Source organism: Streptomyces sp. NPDC040610 (assembly GCF_055594065.1).
In genome coordinates this window covers 1340663-1356285 of record NZ_JBVIXA010000002.1, presented here as the reverse complement: position 1 = coordinate 1356285, position 15623 = coordinate 1340663, and the positions used below count along the sequence as shown (strand labels likewise).

General features: G+C 72.7%; 15 protein-coding genes and 3 pseudogenes. 10 read left to right on the top strand and 8 right to left on the bottom strand.

The annotated features are described in order from the left end of the window. Nucleotides 1–51 precede the first annotated feature (51 nt). Nucleotides 52–1824, bottom strand: a complete 1773-nt coding sequence (locus tag ACZ6AA_RS12540) for a substrate-binding domain-containing protein (protein ID WP_468482184.1) — start codon at nt 1822–1824, stop codon at nt 52–54. A gap of 203 nt (nt 1825–2027) precedes the next feature. Here ACZ6AA_RS12540 and ACZ6AA_RS12535 point away from each other — a divergent pair, with 203 nt between their 5' ends. Next, nucleotides 2028–2828 carry a CPBP family intramembrane glutamic endopeptidase gene (locus ACZ6AA_RS12535; protein WP_468462240.1) on the top strand — a complete coding sequence of 267 codons (801 nt, stop codon included), beginning with the start codon at nt 2028–2030 and terminating at the stop codon, nt 2826–2828. Between the two features lie 59 nt (nt 2829–2887). Here the strand turns inward: ACZ6AA_RS12535 and ACZ6AA_RS12530 are convergent, their stop codons facing one another. The 3 genes from ACZ6AA_RS12530 to ACZ6AA_RS12520 all read right to left on the bottom strand — a co-directional run bounded on the left by ACZ6AA_RS12530 (nt 2888) and on the right by ACZ6AA_RS12520 (nt 5302). Then, complete coding sequence (locus ACZ6AA_RS12530) at nt 2888–3715, bottom strand: PhzF family phenazine biosynthesis protein (RefSeq protein ID WP_471457813.1); 828 nt, start codon at nt 3713–3715, stop codon at nt 2888–2890. A gap of 142 nt (nt 3716–3857) precedes the next feature. Further along, on the bottom strand, nt 3858–4724 hold the full coding sequence (gene sigJ / locus ACZ6AA_RS12525) for an RNA polymerase sigma factor SigJ (protein WP_471457811.1): 867 nt from the start codon (nt 4722–4724) through the stop codon (nt 3858–3860). Next, nucleotides 4724–5302 (bottom strand): carboxymuconolactone decarboxylase family protein, encoded by a 579-nt coding sequence (locus tag ACZ6AA_RS12520; RefSeq protein ID WP_468462246.1) that lies wholly within the window; start codon nt 5300–5302, stop codon nt 4724–4726. The genes sigJ and ACZ6AA_RS12520 overlap by 1 nt, the downstream gene beginning before the upstream one ends. Before the next feature lie 237 nt (nt 5303–5539). On the opposite strand from ACZ6AA_RS12520, the gene ACZ6AA_RS12515 reads away from it, so the two are divergent. Then, the gene (locus tag ACZ6AA_RS12515) at nt 5540–6160 is read left to right on the top strand and encodes a PadR family transcriptional regulator (protein WP_468462248.1); all 621 of its coding nucleotides are present in this window, start codon (nt 5540–5542) and stop codon (nt 6158–6160) included. 94 nt (nt 6161–6254) lie between these two features. Here ACZ6AA_RS12515 and ACZ6AA_RS12510 read toward each other — a convergent pair whose 3' ends face one another. After that, a complete protein-coding gene (locus ACZ6AA_RS12510) occupies nt 6255–6683 on the bottom strand; it encodes a type II toxin-antitoxin system Rv0910 family toxin (RefSeq protein WP_468462249.1) in 429 nt (142 codons plus the stop codon). 155 nt (nt 6684–6838) lie between these two features. Between ACZ6AA_RS12510 and ACZ6AA_RS12505 the strand changes: the two genes are divergently transcribed. After that, the gene (locus tag ACZ6AA_RS12505) at nt 6839–7621 is read left to right on the top strand and encodes a putative protein N(5)-glutamine methyltransferase (RefSeq protein WP_471457807.1); all 783 of its coding nucleotides are present in this window, start codon (nt 6839–6841) and stop codon (nt 7619–7621) included. Between the two features lie 123 nt (nt 7622–7744). On the opposite strand, the gene ACZ6AA_RS12500 is transcribed toward ACZ6AA_RS12505, so the two are convergent. After that, complete coding sequence (locus ACZ6AA_RS12500; RefSeq protein WP_468462253.1) at nt 7745–7933, bottom strand: hypothetical protein; 189 nt, start codon at nt 7931–7933, stop codon at nt 7745–7747. Between the two features lie 197 nt (nt 7934–8130). On the opposite strand from ACZ6AA_RS12500, the gene ACZ6AA_RS12495 reads away from it, so the two are divergent. The 3 genes from ACZ6AA_RS12495 to ACZ6AA_RS12485 all read left to right on the top strand — a co-directional run bounded on the left by ACZ6AA_RS12495 (nt 8131) and on the right by ACZ6AA_RS12485 (nt 11080). Beyond that, a complete protein-coding gene (locus ACZ6AA_RS12495) occupies nt 8131–8673 on the top strand; it encodes a peptidase (RefSeq protein WP_468462255.1) in 543 nt (180 codons plus the stop codon). Between the two features lie 143 nt (nt 8674–8816). Then, entirely contained in the window at nt 8817–9836 is a 1020-nt protein-coding gene (locus ACZ6AA_RS12490; protein ID WP_468462257.1) for an EamA family transporter, read from the top strand. A gap of 263 nt (nt 9837–10099) precedes the next feature. Further along, nucleotides 10100–11080: a DMT family transporter gene (locus ACZ6AA_RS12485; protein ID WP_471457804.1), complete on the top strand. Its 981-nt coding sequence runs from the start codon at nt 10100–10102 to the stop codon at nt 11078–11080. A gap of 110 nt (nt 11081–11190) precedes the next feature. On the opposite strand, the pseudogene ACZ6AA_RS12480 reads toward ACZ6AA_RS12485, so the two are convergent. Continuing rightward, nucleotides 11191–11589, bottom strand: a pseudogene (locus tag ACZ6AA_RS12480) (FMN-binding negative transcriptional regulator); the annotation flags it as partial. Nucleotides 11590–12104: 515 nt separating this feature from the next. Between ACZ6AA_RS12480 and ACZ6AA_RS12475 the strand changes: the two are divergent. The 3 genes and pseudogenes from ACZ6AA_RS12475 to ACZ6AA_RS12465 form a co-directional block, all read left to right on the top strand. Further along, nucleotides 12105–12311 carry a hypothetical protein gene (locus ACZ6AA_RS12475; protein WP_468462261.1) on the top strand — a complete coding sequence of 69 codons (207 nt, stop codon included), beginning with the start codon at nt 12105–12107 and terminating at the stop codon, nt 12309–12311. Between the two features lie 198 nt (nt 12312–12509). Continuing rightward, nucleotides 12510–12854, top strand: a pseudogene (locus ACZ6AA_RS12470) (hydrolase); the annotation flags it as partial. A gap of 160 nt (nt 12855–13014) precedes the next feature. Beyond that, nucleotides 13015–13389: pseudogene (locus tag ACZ6AA_RS12465) on the top strand (NF041680 family putative transposase); the annotation flags it as partial. A gap of 9 nt (nt 13390–13398) precedes the next feature. Here the strand turns inward: ACZ6AA_RS12465 and ACZ6AA_RS12460 are convergent. Further along, entirely contained in the window at nt 13399–14100 is a 702-nt protein-coding gene (locus ACZ6AA_RS12460; RefSeq protein WP_468462263.1) for a pyridoxamine 5'-phosphate oxidase family protein, read from the bottom strand. Between the two features lie 90 nt (nt 14101–14190). Between ACZ6AA_RS12460 and ACZ6AA_RS12455 the strand changes: the two genes are divergently transcribed. Further along, a complete protein-coding gene (locus ACZ6AA_RS12455) occupies nt 14191–15522 on the top strand; it encodes an aminotransferase class I/II-fold pyridoxal phosphate-dependent enzyme (RefSeq protein ID WP_468462265.1) in 1332 nt (443 codons plus the stop codon). The last annotated feature ends 101 nt before the right edge of the window (nt 15523–15623 follow it).

Below are 15623 nucleotides of genomic sequence, written 5' to 3'. Positions count from 1 at the left end.
CGCGCCATCGGCCGGGGGCGCGTCTCACTGCCGTGCGCCCGCCTGCACGATTCACTGCTGTGTGCCCGCCTGCACGATCGCCTTCAGGATCACCGAGTGGATCTCGGCGGGGTCGTCGACCTCGTGGCCCGAGCCGCCCGTGGCCCGGGCGATCTGGTCGGCCTCCCGCTCGTCGGCGTCCGGGCCGACCGCGATGGCGATGATCGGCAGCGGCTTCTCCGGGTCGGCGAGGGCGCGCAGGCGGGAGACGAGGCCGGCGCGCGAGATGCTGCCCGGGTCCTGGTTGACGCCGTCGGTGAGCAGGACGAGCGTGTTGAACTTGCCGGGCGCGTAGCCCGCGCGAGCCTTCTCGTACGCGGCCAGCGTCGTGTCGTAGAGCCCGGTGGCCCCGCCGGGTACGGGCCGCAGCGCGCCGAACGCCTTGGTGAGGCGGTCGCGCTGGGTGCCGTCGCCCTTACGGTCGCCGAGGCGTCCGGTGGGCACCAGCTCGCGGTAGTCGCGCGCGCCGTCGAGGCGGGCTGCGAACTCCCACAGGCCGATCTCGTCGTCGTCCGTGAAACCCGCGAGCGCCTGGAGCAGGGCGGCCTTCGTGACGTCCATGCGGGACTCGCCGCGCCCCGGCACGAGCTGGCGCATCGAGTCCGACGCGTCGACGACGGTGATGAACCGCGCGCTCTGCACCGTGATGGTCCACATGCCGAGGGCCTCCTGCACCTCCTTGTCGGAGGGAGCCCCGCCCGGCTCGCGCGCGTACGGCTGCGGGGTGCGGCCGCCCGCCGCCGTGACCAGCTCGGCCGACGGCCGCTCCCCGTCCGAGCGGAAGCCGTGCTCCGTGAGGATGCGCCGGCCCGCCTGCTCGCCGAAGAACGTCATGAAGCGCAGGGCCGCCCGGCTCTGGTCGGTGGAGAGGTCGTTCTCGCGGATCAGCGTGTACGGGTAGTCGAGGGCCGGTGAGCCGTCCTTGGGGTAGAAGAGGCGCAGCTCGTGCTCCTCGTCGGCGGACGCGTTGTGCGCGAACGACGCCTGCTCGGAGAGGATCAGCGCCTCGTTGCGGCGCGGGTTGCCGCGCTCGGCGCCGGAGGAGTCGCGGGCCAGGGTGTCCAGGAGCCTGCTGTCGCTGTCGGACGTGCGGGACGCCAGGGCCTTGGCCGTGGCCGCGGCCCGGGTGTCGGCGTCCTTCGCGCCGGACGCCCGCGCGGAGGCGCCGAGTCTGGTCAGCGCGAGCAGCCCGCTGGCGCTGCGTGCCGGATCCGCCGTGCCGAGCCGCGGCGCGTCCTCGCGCGCCGACGCACCCGCCAGCCGGTTCCAGGTGTACGTCTGCCGGGGCCATCCCAGATCCTCCGCGGCGGACTCCAGCATGCCGACGCCGATCGGCGAGGAGGCGATGTTCCCCGCGGGGGACACCCGCTCCTGGCTGCCGCCGGTCCCGGCGCGCTGCACCCACACGCCGGAGTCCGGCACCCACACGTCGTAGTCCGCCTTCGCGCTGTCGCGGCGGAGTTCGTCGGCGACTTTGTACGGCTCGCGTGCGGCGACGCGGATGTCCATGCAATGGCCGTCCGAGGTGATGTCCTTGTCGCGCACGTGGTCGGCGGCGTCCTTGAGGGCGGGCGTCACGGCGGGCGCGGCGACGACGTCGAGGCGCACCGCGTCGTCGCGGCAGGAGCCGCCGAGCGGCAGGAACCCGGCGCGGACCGCCACCGCGGCGCCCGCCACGACGACCAGGACGAGGGCCGTGACCAGGGCGACGGTGCGGCCGCGACCCCGTGGACGTGGGTCGGCTGCCGCCGTCCCGCGCCCATCGGGCAAGCTGTGACGTCCCATGGCGGTGCTCCCCTCCCCGTGCGATGAAGCTGCGACGAAGCGATGAAAAGCAACAGACAAGGATGAACGAGGATGAGGGGGACGGCGCGCCACGGTGGGCGTCCGTCCCCCTCGGCCTGTCGCGTACGTGGTTCGTAAGTTCTTTCGAGACCCTAGCGGCACGGGGACGGGGATGAGGCGGGATTACTCAACTGGAGGCAGGAGTGCAAGCGGAGCCGGGGCCAATGGCCGGTTCTATTCCTGAGGCGGGGCCCTCGCGGCGGTTTCTGCGGGACGAGACGGTGCTCGTCCTGGCGCTCTCACTGGGCGCGAGCGGAGTGTCCGCGCTGATCAGCTTTATCGGCTCGGTCACAAAGCCGGGCGGTCTGAAGGATCAGGCGGCGACCCTCAACTCGTCGGCCGCGCCGGGGCGTCCGTGGCTCGATCTCGCCTGGCAGCTGTTCGGCATCACGACCGCCCTGGTGCCGGTGGCCCTGGTCGCGCACTTCCTGCTGCGCGAGGGCTCGGGGCTGCGGGCCATCGGCTTCGACCGGAGCCGCCCCTGGCCGGACCTCGGGCGGGGTGCGGCGGTGGCCGCCGTCATCGGGTCCACCGGCATCGCGTTCTATCTGGCCGCCCGCGGGTTCGGCTTCAACCTCACGGTGGTGCCCGAGGACCTGCCCGACGTGTGGTGGAAGTACCCCGTGCTCGTGCTGTCCGCGCTGCAGAACTCCGTCCTCGAGGAGGTGATCGTCGTCGGGTATCTGCTGCGCAGGCTGGACCAGTTGGGCTGGAGCCCGACGAAGGCGCTGATCGGGAGTTCGGTGCTGCGCGGCTCGTACCACCTGTACCAGGGCATCGGCGGGTTCATCGGGAACATGGCGATGGGCGTGGTGTTCGTGTACCTGTACCGGCGGTGGGGCCGGGTCGGGCCGCTCGTCATGGCCCACTCCCTCCTCGACATCGGGGCGTTCGTGGGCTACGCGCTGCTCGCGGGGAAGGTGGGGTGGCTGCCGACGGCGTGAGACGGGCGGCGGCGCGCGCCACGCCCGCGAGCCGCCGCCGTCGCGCCCATGAGCCGCCGTCACGCCAGCAGATCGCCCTCGATGACCGTCACCGCGCGGCCGGTCAGGAGGGTGCGATCGCCGCGCACCGCGGTGCGGACGAGGCCGGAGCGGGGGGAGGCCTGCAGGCCGGTCAGGTCGGTGCGGCCCAGGCGCTCGCTCCAGAACGGGGCGAGCGCGGTGTGCGCGCTGCCCGTCACCGGGTCCTCGTCGATGCCGACGCGCGGGAAGAAGCCGCGCGAGACGTAGTCGTACCCCCGGCCGGGATCCTCGGCGGGCGCGGTCGCGATCACGCCGCGCTCGGAGTGCCGGGCGAGGCTCCGGTGGTCCGGAGCGAGCGCGCGGACCGCCTTCTCGTCGGCCAGCTCGACCAGCAGGTCGCCGAGGTGCGGGCCCGTGTCGTACGCGGCGAGCGGGCGCGCGCCCAGGGCCTCGACCGCGGCCTCCGGCAGCTCGGCCGGGGTGAGCGGGGCCGTCGGGAAGTCGAGGGTGAGGGTGCCGTCGGCATGGACGGTGGCGCGGAGCACGCCGGCGCGGGTGGCGAAGCGCACGGGGCCGGTGGCGGCGCCCGTGGTGTGCAGGACGTGGGCCGTGGCCAGCGTGGCATGGCCGCACAGGTCGACTTCGGTCGCGGGTGTGAACCAGCGCAGCGCCCAGTCCGCCTCGCCGCCCGGGGGCAGGGGGTGGGCGAAGGCCGTCTCCGCGTGATTGACCTCCATGGCCACGTGCTGGTGCCAGGTGTCGTCCTTGAACGCGTCGAGGAGTACGACCCCGGCGGGGTTGCCGGTGAACGGGCGGTCGGCGAAGGCGTCGACGATACGGATCCGCGTGCTCGGTGCTGTCGTCATGGGACGACGTTAGAAGGCCAATCGCACGGACTGCCAAGGCCAATTCGCCTTGACTGGACCTGAACTCGGGCCGCTGTGCGAGGGCGAGTGTTCCGGGCGGTGCACCACCCGGAACCCCCGCGATGCCACTGTGGCATCGGGCCTACCGCGTGAGTTCGGCCAGTTCGTCGAGGCGCGTCAGCTTCTGCGGATTGCGCATCAGGTAGACCCGGGTGATTCGGCCGTTCTCCACCACGAGGCTCACCGCGGTCGGCCCGCCGTCGATCTCGAACCGGCCCGCGGGTGCGCCGTTGAGCCACACGGTGGTCGTTTCGAACGCGGCCGACAGCTCGTTCGCGCGCGCGAGCACCGTCGCCACCAGCTCGGCCCCGTGGAGCGGAGCCAGCGCGGCCGCCGCGAGCCCGCCGCCGTCGGCGATCATGACCACATCCGGCGCCATGACCTCCATCAGCTCCTGCAACCGCCCGGTGCGCAGGGCGAGCAGGAACCGATCCATCACGGCCTGCTGCTCCGACCGGCTCACCCGCGCCCGCGGGCGCCGGGCAGCCACGTGCGCGCGGGCCCGCCGTCCGATCTGACGCACCGCGACCGCGGACTTGCCGATGGCCCCGGCGATCTCGTCGTACGGCATCTCGAAGACCTCGCGGAGCACGAACACCGCACGCTCGGTGGGTCCGAGCGTTTCGAGCACCGTCAGCATCGCGATCGAGACGCTCTCGGCGAGTTCGACGTCGTCGGCGACATCGGGGCTGGTGAGCAGCGGTTCCGGCAGCCACTCGCCCACGTAGTCCTCGCGGCTGCGCGACAGGGTCCGCAGGCGGTTGAGCGCTTGCCGCGTGACGGTTCTGACGAGGTAGCCCCGCGGGTCGCGCACCTGCGCGTGGTCGACGTCGGCCCAGCGCAGCCAGGACTCCTGGAGCACGTCCTCCGCGTCGGCCGCCGACCCGAGCATCTCGTAGGCGACGGTGAACAGCAGGCTGCGATGGGCGACGAACGGATCCTCGGCCATCACGACGACAGCGCCGCGCCGGAGCTCTGGGCGCGCGCGGCCAGCGGAATCCCGCAGGCGTCGGAGAAGCCCTGCGACGAGATCCCGTTCGCGTTGTTGTTCCTGGTCGCCATGTTCACGAAGGCGATGTACGCGGTCAGCTCGACCATCGCCGCCGCGCCGAGTCGGTCGAGGAGGCCCGCGTAGAGCTCGTCGGTGACGGTCGGCGGCGTGCTCGACATGGCCTCGGCGTACTCCAGGACGTCCCGCTCCAGCGGCGTGAACACCTCCGACTCCCGCCAGCGCGGCACCTGGCTGGCCTTGGTGAGGTCCAGGTTCTGGTTCTGTGCCTGGAAGTAGCCGACGTCGAGGCACCAGTTGCAGCCGACCTGTGCCGCGACCGCCATGTGCGCGAACGACTTGAGGCTCGCGTCGGCGGCGTCCCACTCGGCCAGCCTGGCCGAGAACTCCAAGTTGGACGTGGCGACCTGGGGGTTGTGCCACACCACCTCGACGGGCTCGGCCACGGCCCCGAGCTGCTTGATCATGCTTTCGCTCAGCTCGGCGGGGAGCTCTGCCTTCGGAATGCGCGGTGTCATGAGGTTCTCCCTGTCCGGTGGCCTGCTGGCCTGTTGGCCTCGTGGCCTGCTCGACATGAAGACACCGCCGGACCCACGGATGTGACAACCGGACCCACGGATGTGACAAGGGGTTGCCGACCGAACAGTTCCGATATATCGTTGAAGCATCGCGACTGATCAGCGATGTCACTGATCACGATGTCGCGGAAGGCTCGTCATGAGGCGGGCGACGATGAGACGAAAGGGATGATCGATATGCGATCCCACGGTTTTGAGCACATGCACGGCGGCCATGGGCGCGGGCGCGGCCCGTACGGACCCGGTCGTGAGGACCGGGGCGGTTTTGAGGGGCGGCGTGCCGCCTTCGGGCCTTTCGGTCCCGGGTTCGGCGGCCCTTGGGGCGGCGGACGCGGGGGCAGGGGCGGGCCCCGGGGCAGGGCGCGGCGCGGTGATGTGCGCGCCTCGATCCTGGCCCTCCTGAAGGACCGGCCGATGCACGGTTACGAGATGATCCAGGAGATCGCCGAGCGCAGCGGCGGGGCGTGGAAGCCCAGCCCCGGCTCGGTCTACCCGACCCTCCAGCTCCTGGAGGACGAGGGCCTGATCGCCAGCGAGAGCGAGGGCGGCAAGAAGCTGTTCGCGCTCACCGACTCCGGCCGCGAAGCGGCGGACGAGGGCCCGGACGCCCCCTGGGAAGAGGCCGGGCGCGGGGTCGACTTCGAGGCGCTCACCGAGATCCGGCAGGCCGGTTTCGGCCTGATGGAGGCGTTCGGCCAGGTCTGGAAGACCGGCTCCAAGGAGCAGCGCGAGAAGGCGCTCACGGTCATCACCGACGCCCGCAAGAAGCTGTACCTGATCCTCGCCGATGAGGACTGACGCGGAGCGGGCTCGCCGCCCGCACCGCTGGTGAGGCGCCCCGCGCGGCATGCGCGGGGCGCCTTGCCTTCGTCGTGCCCCCGGCGCGCGAAGGTCAGGTCACCAGTGCGCCCAGCTTGCGGAGCGACTCGTTCATGGCCGCCGTCGCCGAGTCCTTGAGCTTGCCCGCCATCAGGCTCACCGCGGCGCCCGAGAACTCGCCGTTGGCGCGGATCGTCGTCGCCTCGCCGTCGGCTTCGAGCGTGTAGCGGGTGCTGACGTCGACGCCCATCGGGCCCTTGCCCTTGATCGCGAAGACGCGGGCCGGCTCCACCTCCACGATCGTCCAGGCGACCTCGGCCGGAAAACCCATCAGCTTCATGTTCTCCGTGAAGGTGCCGCCCTTTTCGAGGGTCTCGGGGCCGCCCTTCGGAAAGCTGGTGTGCGTGGAGTTCCACTGCGCGTACGACGTGAAGTCCGTGAGCTGCGCCCAGACCTTCTCCGCCGGTGCCTCGATGCGTGCCTCCGCGCTGACTTCGGCCAATGCGACCACCCCTTCTCGTCGGGTGCTGCGCCGGGCGCAGCCACGGTGTCGCGGAACGTATCCCCAGGCCCCGGAACATTCAATACTGATGGGTCGTCAGATCTGGCCGTCCGGGTAGGGTTGGGTTCTTTGCCCGGACCGTAGGAAGGACCTCAATGCCCTGGTCAGCCCACTCCGCCGTAGTGGCGCGGCTGCGTGCCGCGGGCTGTGTGTTCGCCGAGGACGAGGCGGACCTGCTGCTCGCCGCCGCCGCCGACGACGGCCCGGGCCGGCTGGACGCCATGGTGGCGCGGCGGGTGAGCGGCCTTCCGCTGGAACACGTCGTCGGGTGGGCCGAGTTCGCCGGGCTGCGGGTCGCCGTCGACCCGGGCGTCTTCGTGCCGCGCCGCCGCACCGAGTTCCTGGTCCGCGAGGCGGCCTCGCTCGCAGGGCCCGGCGCCGTGGTCGTCGACCTGTGCTGCGGATCGGGCGCGCTCGGCGCCGCGCTCGCCGCCGCCCTCGGACACGTCGAACTGCACGCCGCCGACATCGACCCGGCCGCCGTGGCCTGCGCCCGCCGCAACGTCGCCGCCGCCCAAGGGCACGTCCATGAGGGCGACCTCTACGAAGCGCTGCCCGGCCGGCTCCGGGGCCGGGTCGACGTCCTGCTCGCGAACGTCCCGTACGTCCCGACGGACGAGGTCGCCCTGCTGCCCGCCGAGGCGCGCGAGCACGAGGCGCGGGTGGCCCTCGACGGGGGCGTGGACGGGCTCGACGTGCTGCGGCGGGTGACCGCGGACGCGCGGCGGTGGCTGGCGCCGGGCGGACGGCTGCTGTTCGAGACGAGCGAGCGCCAGGTGCCGTCGGCGGTCGAGGCCGTCGGGGCGGCGGGGCTGGTGCCGCGGGTGGTCACGGACGAGGAGCTGTACGCGACGGTGGTGGTGGGGGAGCGGGTGTAGGCGTGGGTGGTGAGGGCGTGGGCGTGCATGGTGGGGCGCGGGGGTGGCCGGGCGGGCGCCCGTAGCCGCTCTCGCCCCGCACGGGTTGCCACCGCTGCGCCCCTCTCGGCCGCCGCGCCCCTCTCAGCCCACGCGCCGTATCACCGCCGCGTCGAAGAGGTCCAGGGCCCGCGGGAAGGGGCCCTCGTCGTGGCAGTGCCAGGCGTCCCAGAACAAGTCGGCGGGCACCGCGTCCGCGGGGGCGTACACCCGGTACACGTACTGTCTGCCGTCGATGGCCAGGAGGGCGACCATCCAGCACCTGCTCTCCATGCCTCTGACAGACGAGCGCCGGTGCGCGTCGGTTGCGCACCCGGCGTGAAGCAAGGCGGCGCGCGCCCCACCTGGGAAAACGGCCAGATGTCATCCGTAAGGAGGACAACCCATTCGGCCATCCCCAACCTGTGTCGGACGGGGAAATGCTTCCCGCCGCCGATGCCGTGGCTCCCGGAGACTGATGGGGTGGGGGTGTGCAAAGCCGTACTCCCCAGGGCGCCGAACCCGGCCCGAACCGTGCAGACATCGAATCCGGCCTGAGCGTGGCGCTGGCCTCGGTGATGGCCGGTGCGCGCCGACGGGCCGTGCGCGACGGGGACCGGCAGGTCGACACCGCGCATCTGCTGCACTCGCTCCTGGAGCAGGAGCCGCGGGTACGGTCCGTCTTCGACGGCGGGCCGCAGGTCGCCCGGCTGCTCGGCTATCTCGTCCAGCGCAGCATCGGCTACGGATTGCAGTGGCAGGGCACCGTCGAGGACTCCGGAGCCGTGCCGTTGGTGGCAGCCGCCAAAGAAACGGTTCTCTCGCCCGCGGCCGCAGGCGCCATGGAGGCCGCGTCCGACCGCGCCACCCTGCGCGGCGAACCACAGGCCGAGGGCGTCGACCTGCTCGCCGCCCTCGCCGCCGACACCGAGTGCCGGGCCGTGGAGGTGCTGCGCCGCGCGGGCGTGGACGCGGACGCGCTGCTGCTGCGGATCGAGAACGGGTGCGAGACGGGGTGCGAGTCCGGCTGGTGAGCTGATGGCCGCCAAGCGCCGGACGGGGCTGGAGCGCCCGGACACCCGAGGCGCTCGTAGCCCCTGCGGGCGTCCGCTGTCCGCCCGTTGAGACAGTGGTCAAAGAGGGTGACGGTCATGACGTCGCCTGTCATCATGTGCCGGTGCTTGGGTCTGAGGAGAAGTCGCAGGGGAACCCGCAGGGGCGTGCCGAACACGGGCGGGGGCTCGGTCTCGGCCTCGCGCTCCTCTCGGCGTTCGCGTTCGGCGGCTCGGGTGTCGCGGCCAAGCCGCTGATCGAGGCGGGCCTCGACCCGCTGCACGTGGTGTGGCTGCGGGTGGCGGGCGCCGCCCTGGTGATGCTGCCGATCGCCTGGCGCCACCGCGCGCTGGTGCGGCAACGGCCCGCGCTGCTCGCGGGCTTCGGGCTACTCGCCGTCGCCGGCGTGCAGGCCTGCTACTTCGCCTCGATCTCCCGCATCCCCGTCGGCGTGGCCCTGCTCGTCGAATACCTGGCGCCCGCCCTCGTCCTCGGCTGGGTGCGGTTCGTGCAGCGCAGGCCCGTCACCAAGGCTGCCGCGTTCGGCGTGATCCTTGCCGTGGGCGGACTCGCCTGCGTCGTCGAGGTGTGGTCGGGCCTGAGCTTCGACACCGTCGGACTGCTGCTCGCGCTCGGCGCCGCCTGCTGCCAGGTCGGCTACTTCGTCCTGTCCGACCAGGGCAGCGACGCGGGCGACAAGGCACCGGACCCGCTCGGCGTCATCGCGTACGGGCTGCTCGTCGGCACGGCCGTGCTCACCGTCATCGCGCGCCCCTGGGGCATGGACTGGCAGGTGCTCGCCGGGAGCGCCGACATGGACGGCTCGGCGGTGCCCGCCTGGGCCCTCATCGGCTGGATCGTGCTGATCGCCACCGTCGTCGCGTACGTCACCGGGGTCGTGTCCGTACGCAGGCTCTCGCCGCAGGTCGCGGGCGTCGTGGCGTGCCTGGAGGCGGTCATAGCGACCGTGCTCGCCTGGGTCATGCTCGGCGAGCAGCTCTCGGCGCCGCAGCTCACCGGGGGCGCCATCGTCCTGGTGGGCGCGTTCATCGCCCAGTCGGCGACCCCCGCGAAACCGGTGAGTTCCGTGGTCCGCGTCTCGGACTCCGAAGAGGAGTTGTCGACGAGCGGCAGCGCCGCCTAGGGTGGCGATCATGCACGCACGAGCGCTCGTCCTTCCGCCTCCCGCCGCCTAGCGCGCGGGCCTTTCACGGATCACGCCCGGCCGTCGGCCGGGTGGACGGTGCTGCCCGCAGACGCCAGTCCAGGACCTGCGTCGCCGGGCCTTTCTCCCGAGCGTGTCCACGCACCCACAGCTCTGTACGGGTGCCTGCGCTCCGGTGCGCCCGTGACGCGGTCTTCCTCCTGAACCTCTGCGGAGAATTCCACGTGTCGAGCGTGTCAAGCATGTCGAACGCGTCCAGCGCGTCGACCGAGTCAACTGCCGCGTCCGGTCTTTCCGTCCGGCGCGGCCTCCTGTATCTGGGCATCGCAGGTGCCGCCTGGGGCACCGCCGGAGCCGCCGCGTCGCTGATCTTCTCGGACAGCGACATGGGGCCCGTCGCCCTCTCCTTCTGGCGCTGCGCCGGAGGGTTCCTGCTGCTGCTCGGCGCACGGCTCGCGCGGCCGCGCCGGGCCGCGCGCTCCGTGGTCGGTCTGCCGCGCCGCCGCCGGGCGCTGCGGGTCACCGCCATCGGTGTGGCCCTCGCCGTCTTCCAGACCGCCTACTTCGCCGCCGTGGAGGCCACCGGGCTCGCCGTCGGCACGGTCGTCACGCTCGGCGCGGGGCCCGTCCTCATCGCACTCGGCGCCCGTCTCACCCTGGGGGAGCGGCTCGGGCTCGGCGGCAGCTGCGCGGTGGGCGGCGCGCTTGCCGGACTCGCCGTGCTGTTCGTCGGTGGCGGGGACGCGGCCGTACGCCCCTGGGGTGTCGCCTTCGCGTTGGTGTCGGCGGCCGGGTACGCCGTGATGACGCTGCTGACCCGGTGGTGGGGGCGCGACGGCGGGGCCGACTCCTCCGGGGACACGACGTTGTGGGCCTTCGCCGTCGTGTCGGTGTGTCTGCTGCCGCTCGCCGCCGCCGAGGGACTCGTGCCGCACACGGCCGAACCCGCGCGCGTAGTCGCCTGCTTGCTCTACATCGCCGCCGTGCCGACGGCCCTCGCGTACGCGCTGTACTTTGCCGGGGCCGCTGTCGTCCGCTCCGCGACCGTCTCCGTGATCATGCTCCTGGAGCCGGTGAGCGCGGCCGCCATCGCCGTCGCGCTGCTCGGCGAGGAACTCAACACGGCGACCGTCGCGGGCACGCTGCTGATGCTCGCGGCGGTCACGGGGCTCGCGGGTGCGGAGGCACGGGGGGCCGTGCGAGGGCGCGAGGAAGGGGCGTGACGGCGTAGCGGGGGCGGGGCGCGCCGCCTGTCGGCCCGCGCCCGCCCGCCGACTACTGCGCCGTGCGCCGCCCAACTGGTGGGCCGGCGCGGCCGCGTCGCGCGGGCCGCCTGGCGGTTCAGGAGCTCGGCCTTCTCGGCGGGGTCGTCCACGATCCGGGCCGTGCAGTGCAGCCGGACGGCGGAGCAGAAGCTGGTCGGCACGCCGTGTTCGGCCGGGGCGTCCGGGGCGGCGCGCCAGGGGCCCGGCACGAAGACGTAGTCGTCGACGACGCTCAGGACGACGTCCGGGTTCGCCTCCAGGGCGGCCCGCAGCGGGTTCGGGCGCGCCAGGTGGAGCAGGACGCGGCCGCGCGGGCCGGAGTCGGCGTCGTACACGAAGTGCGTCGGCTGGATGTGCGGCGGTTCGCCGGGCAGGCCGTTCACGGCGAGCTGCCCGAAGTCGTGCTGGGCCAGCCAGCGTTGCCACTCGGTGTCGGAGGCCGGTGCGTCCCAGGGGTGGACGAGCAGCACCATGTCACTGGCTGTGCTTGATCCCCTGATCTGTGACGCTCGGTAGCGATTGTCGGAGTCGGTCAGGGGTGCGTCAGGCGTGGACTCGTGTTCGGGCGTGATTGGGGTGGTTCGTGTGCGAAGTGATGGTTTTCCGGTTGTTCGTGGTGACCTTGGGGTGGTCGGCGGACTCTGCGAGTAGGCGCGGGCCGGAGTTCCTTCAGCCGGCCGGTGGAGCGTCGGCTCTCCGGCCCGCCTGCTGGGGAGGGCGCCGTGTCCGAGATGATCGGCAGTGTGCCGTGCGAGCGGTTCGAGGCTCTGGTGGACCGGTCGGTGGAACTGGGTCCGAGTGATGTCAGGGCGCCAGTTCGCGCTGGGGGACATCGCGCTGGAGATCTTTACCGACCGCGGCAAACGCCACTTCACCACGTCAGGCTCCGCCCCTGTGCGAGCTGCCGTGCGCAAGCCAGGGTGCGGGGTGACACTGGCCGGGTGGGAATCCCCACACCCCCCACCGCTCAGGAGAACCGATCATGGGTGACGCCTACGAAAAGATGCGCGAAGAGCTCGACCGGTTGCCCTCCGCCGCGGAACTCAAGGCCCGCGAGGAAGCAGCCAGGATCGCCAGAGAGAGCGAGGGCAAGCCGAAGAAGGGCACCTACGGGCCGATCGGCATCAATCATCTGCCCCAGGGCGACCCTGGCAGCTGGATGGACGACATGGACGACGAGAAGAAGTAGGCAGGGCGGCCCGGTGTCACTGCCCGGCAACCCCGGGCACCGGGCCTCACCCACGCACGCCACATCGGCACGGGCTACCCCGCCTGCTCACCGGCCGGCGCCCGCACGACGCGCCCGCAGCCGTACCCGTACCCCCTCCCGGCCTTCGTCGCCCGCTACCTGTGCGGGCGCGACCTCCAGCGTGAGATCCAGGAGGGCCTCAACCGCTTCTACCGCAGGCTGCTGGCCGGGGAGATCGTCAGCCCATCGTCGCTGGCGCAGATGCGGCGAACGGTCCCGGTCGTCTCCCAAGAGGGAAAGGTGATCGACTACGGCCTCGGCCTGCACCCGATGGAAGGTCCCGGTCAGGGCACCTTCTGGGGCCGTGGCGGCACAGTCTGGGGCGGTGGGACGCTGGCCATGACCCGGGCCGACGGCAAGCGACAGATGGCGGTCGCGGTGAACCTGCAGTGGTGGAACCGACTTGGTTCCTCCGGCACGCCGCAACCCCATCCCATCGACGACGCGCTGGCGATCCTGTATCGCGTGGCGATGTGCGGCTGACCGGGCCGCCTGCACGGCGATGATTGCCGCCAGGTTCAGGACCAGGTCGGAAGTGGTTCTCAGGACTCTTGACCATGCTCATGGCGTGCATCCCGGAGCGGGAGGCGGGGCGGGTGAGGTGGTGTGGCCGTCTGGACGAGTGCACCGTTTCTTTCGGGCGTTCCGCCTGTTCAGGCAGTCCCTTGGGTGGGTTCGGCCCCGCCTGCGCGACCCGCAGGCTGCGGACCGTTGGACGTGGATCGTCATCGTCGCGCACGCCCGACTCCGCCTCGCAGTCCCACTGACCACCGACGTGCGCAAGCCCTGGGAGAAGACCACCCGTCCTGGCACGGTCCTCACGCCGACCCGCGTCCGGCGCGGGTTCCGGTACCTGCGCCCGCACTTGCCCTGCCCCGCCACGGTGCCCAAACCCAGCCGGGCGGGCCCCGGACGCCCACCCGGCTCCAAGGGCCGCCACCCCGCCGCTCACCAAGACGTGGGCAAAGCCGTCAAGCGCCCCGGCATCCTCTACGAACGCGACCGGACGAGACCTTAAGGATCAAGGTCAGAACTTGAGCAGGTAGTCGGGCACGGCGATGCCGGGGGCGAGGTCGTCCGACGGGATGAGGGGGTCGTAGCCCTTGCGCAGCGGGACGACACCGGACCAGTAGGGCAGGTCCATGTCCTCCGGCTCGTCGCTCGGGGCGCCCGTGCGCATCTTCGCCGACACCTCGTCCAGGTCCAGGTACAGCACGGCGGTCGCGGCCAGCTCCTTGGCGTTGGCGGGGCGGGAGTCGGCGGCGCGGCCCGGCACCACGTGGTCGACGAGGGAGTCCAGGGCGGTGCGCTTCTCCTCGGGGTCCGTGACCTGCCGCGCGATGCCGTGCACCACCACGGAGCGGTAGTTGATGGAGTGGTGGAAGGCCGAGCGGGCCAGGACGAGACCGTCGACATGGGTGACCGTCAGGCACACCGGAAGGCCCGGGTCCGCCTCGCTGTCCGGCGTGGCGCCCGCCATCCGCAGGGGCCGCGACCCCGTCGAGCCGTGCACGTAGAGACGCTCTCCGACCCGGCCGTACAGCGTCGGAAGCACCACGGGGGCGCCGTCGCGCACGAAGCCGAGGTGGCAGACGTACGCCTCGTCGAGTATCGCGTGCACCAGCTCGCGGTCGTACGCCGCGCGATCGCGGGACCGCGTGGGGACGGTGCGGTCGGTCGGGGTGTAGGGGGCGCTGTCCGGCGTGGCCGGCTGCGTCGTCGTCTCCATGGCCTTCTCCATCACTTCGCGGGGTCCTGCGGTTCGGGGTCGTCTTGGCGCGCCTTGCCGACGTTTTTGTACTAGTGCATAATGTTCTTTGTGCTAGGAGAGTATCCGATCGAGGGGCGCGGCGCAGCTGAGATCGCGTCGAGCGTCGAGCGCGCGGTGAGCGGCGGTGTGCTGGAGCCGGGGCAATCGCTGCCCCCGATGCGGGAGTTGGCGGTTCAGCTGGGCGTCAATCCCAATACGGTCGCGGCCGCGTACCGCACGCTGCGCGAGCGCGGCGTGATCGAGACGGCCGGTCGGCGCGGCAGCCGCGTCCGCAGCAAGCCCGCCACGACGGCCCGCGACTACGTCCGCCTCGACGTGCCGCCCGGCGTGCGCGACGTGTCCAGCGGAAACCCCGACGCGGCCCTGCTGCCGCCCCTCGCCGGGGCGTTCGCGGCGGCCGCGGCGCAGTCGGACCGGGCCCCCGCGTTGTACGGGGAGGCGCCGGTGCTGCCGGAGTTCCAGCGCCGCGCGCGAGCGGACCTCGACGCGGACGGGGTGCCGGACGGGCCGGTCGCCCTCACGTCCGGGGCGCTGGACGCCATCGAGCGGGTGCTCGCCGTGCGCCTCAGGATGGGCGACGCGGTGGCCGTCGAGGACCCGGGCTGGGGGAGCGTGCTCGACCTCGTGTCGGGGCTCGGGCTCCGGCCGGTCCCGGTCCGGGTGGACGACGACGGGCCGCTGTCCGACGACGTGGAGCGGGCGCTCCGGTCCGGTGCCCGGGCCCTGTTGGTCACCGGCCGCGCCCAGAACCCGACGGGGGCGGCCATCAGCGCGGCACGCGCGCGTGCCGTGCGTGCGGTCCTCGCCGCGCACCCGGACACGCTCGTCGTCGAGGACGACCACGGCCACGGCATCGTCGACCTGCCGCTGCACACGCTGTCGGGAGCCACGCGCGCGTGGGCCTTCGTCCGCTCCACCGCCAAGGCCTACGGCCCGGACCTGCGGCTCGCCGTGCTCACCGGGGACGCGGAGACGGTCGACCGGGTGCAGGGGCGGATCAGCCTGGGCCCCGGGTGGGTCAGCAAGGTGCTCCAGCGGGCCGTCCTGTGCCTCTGGGACGGCGGGGCGGTGGACGCGCGGGAGGTGTCGGCGGCGTACGGGCGCAGACGCGACGCGCTGATCGACGCGCTCGCCGCGCGCGGGGTCGCGGCCCGCGGCCGCAGCGGGATGAACGTGTGGGTGCCGGTCCCGGACGAGACCGGCGTGGTCGCGAGCCTGCTGCACGCGGGCTGGGCGGTCTCGCCCGGCGCGCGGTACCGCCTCGATTCGCCCCCCGGGGTGCGGATCACCGTGTCCCCGCTGTCCGGCGACGACATCGTCGCGGTGGCGGACGCGGTCGCGGCGGCTGTCGGGCCGGTGCCTGCGTGGAGGTATGGCTGAGGGAGAAGGGGGCGGAGGCGTGGCTGGGGGCGATGGGCGAGTGGAGGGCGCGCCATGCCCTTGGGGGCGGCTCGGGCGGTGCTGGGCCCGCCGTGCCCCGT

Excerpts from the sequence above, each read along its gene's own strand:
- ACZ6AA_RS12540 (WP_468482184.1), bottom strand. The coding sequence starts at position 1,824 with ATGGGACGTCACAGCTTGCCCGATGGGCGCGGGACGGCGGCAGCCGAC.
- ACZ6AA_RS12530 (WP_471457813.1), bottom strand. The coding sequence starts at position 3,715 with ATGACGACAGCACCGAGCACGCGGATCCGTATCGTCGACGCCTTCGCC.
- sigJ (WP_471457811.1), bottom strand. The coding sequence starts at position 4,724 with ATGGCCGAGGATCCGTTCGTCGCCCATCGCAGCCTGCTGTTCACCGTC.
- ACZ6AA_RS12520 (WP_468462246.1), bottom strand. The coding sequence starts at position 5,302 with ATGACACCGCGCATTCCGAAGGCAGAGCTCCCCGCCGAGCTGAGCGAA.
- ACZ6AA_RS12515 (WP_468462248.1), top strand. The coding sequence starts at position 5,540 with ATGCGATCCCACGGTTTTGAGCACATGCACGGCGGCCATGGGCGCGGG.
- ACZ6AA_RS12505 (WP_471457807.1), top strand. The coding sequence starts at position 6,839 with ATGCCCTGGTCAGCCCACTCCGCCGTAGTGGCGCGGCTGCGTGCCGCG.
- ACZ6AA_RS12500 (WP_468462253.1), bottom strand. The coding sequence starts at position 7,933 with ATGGAGAGCAGGTGCTGGATGGTCGCCCTCCTGGCCATCGACGGCAGA.
- ACZ6AA_RS12485 (WP_471457804.1), top strand. The coding sequence starts at position 10,100 with ATGTCGAACGCGTCCAGCGCGTCGACCGAGTCAACTGCCGCGTCCGGT.
- ACZ6AA_RS12475 (WP_468462261.1), top strand. The coding sequence starts at position 12,105 with ATGGGTGACGCCTACGAAAAGATGCGCGAAGAGCTCGACCGGTTGCCC.
- ACZ6AA_RS12460 (WP_468462263.1), bottom strand. The coding sequence starts at position 14,100 with ATGGAGACGACGACGCAGCCGGCCACGCCGGACAGCGCCCCCTACACC.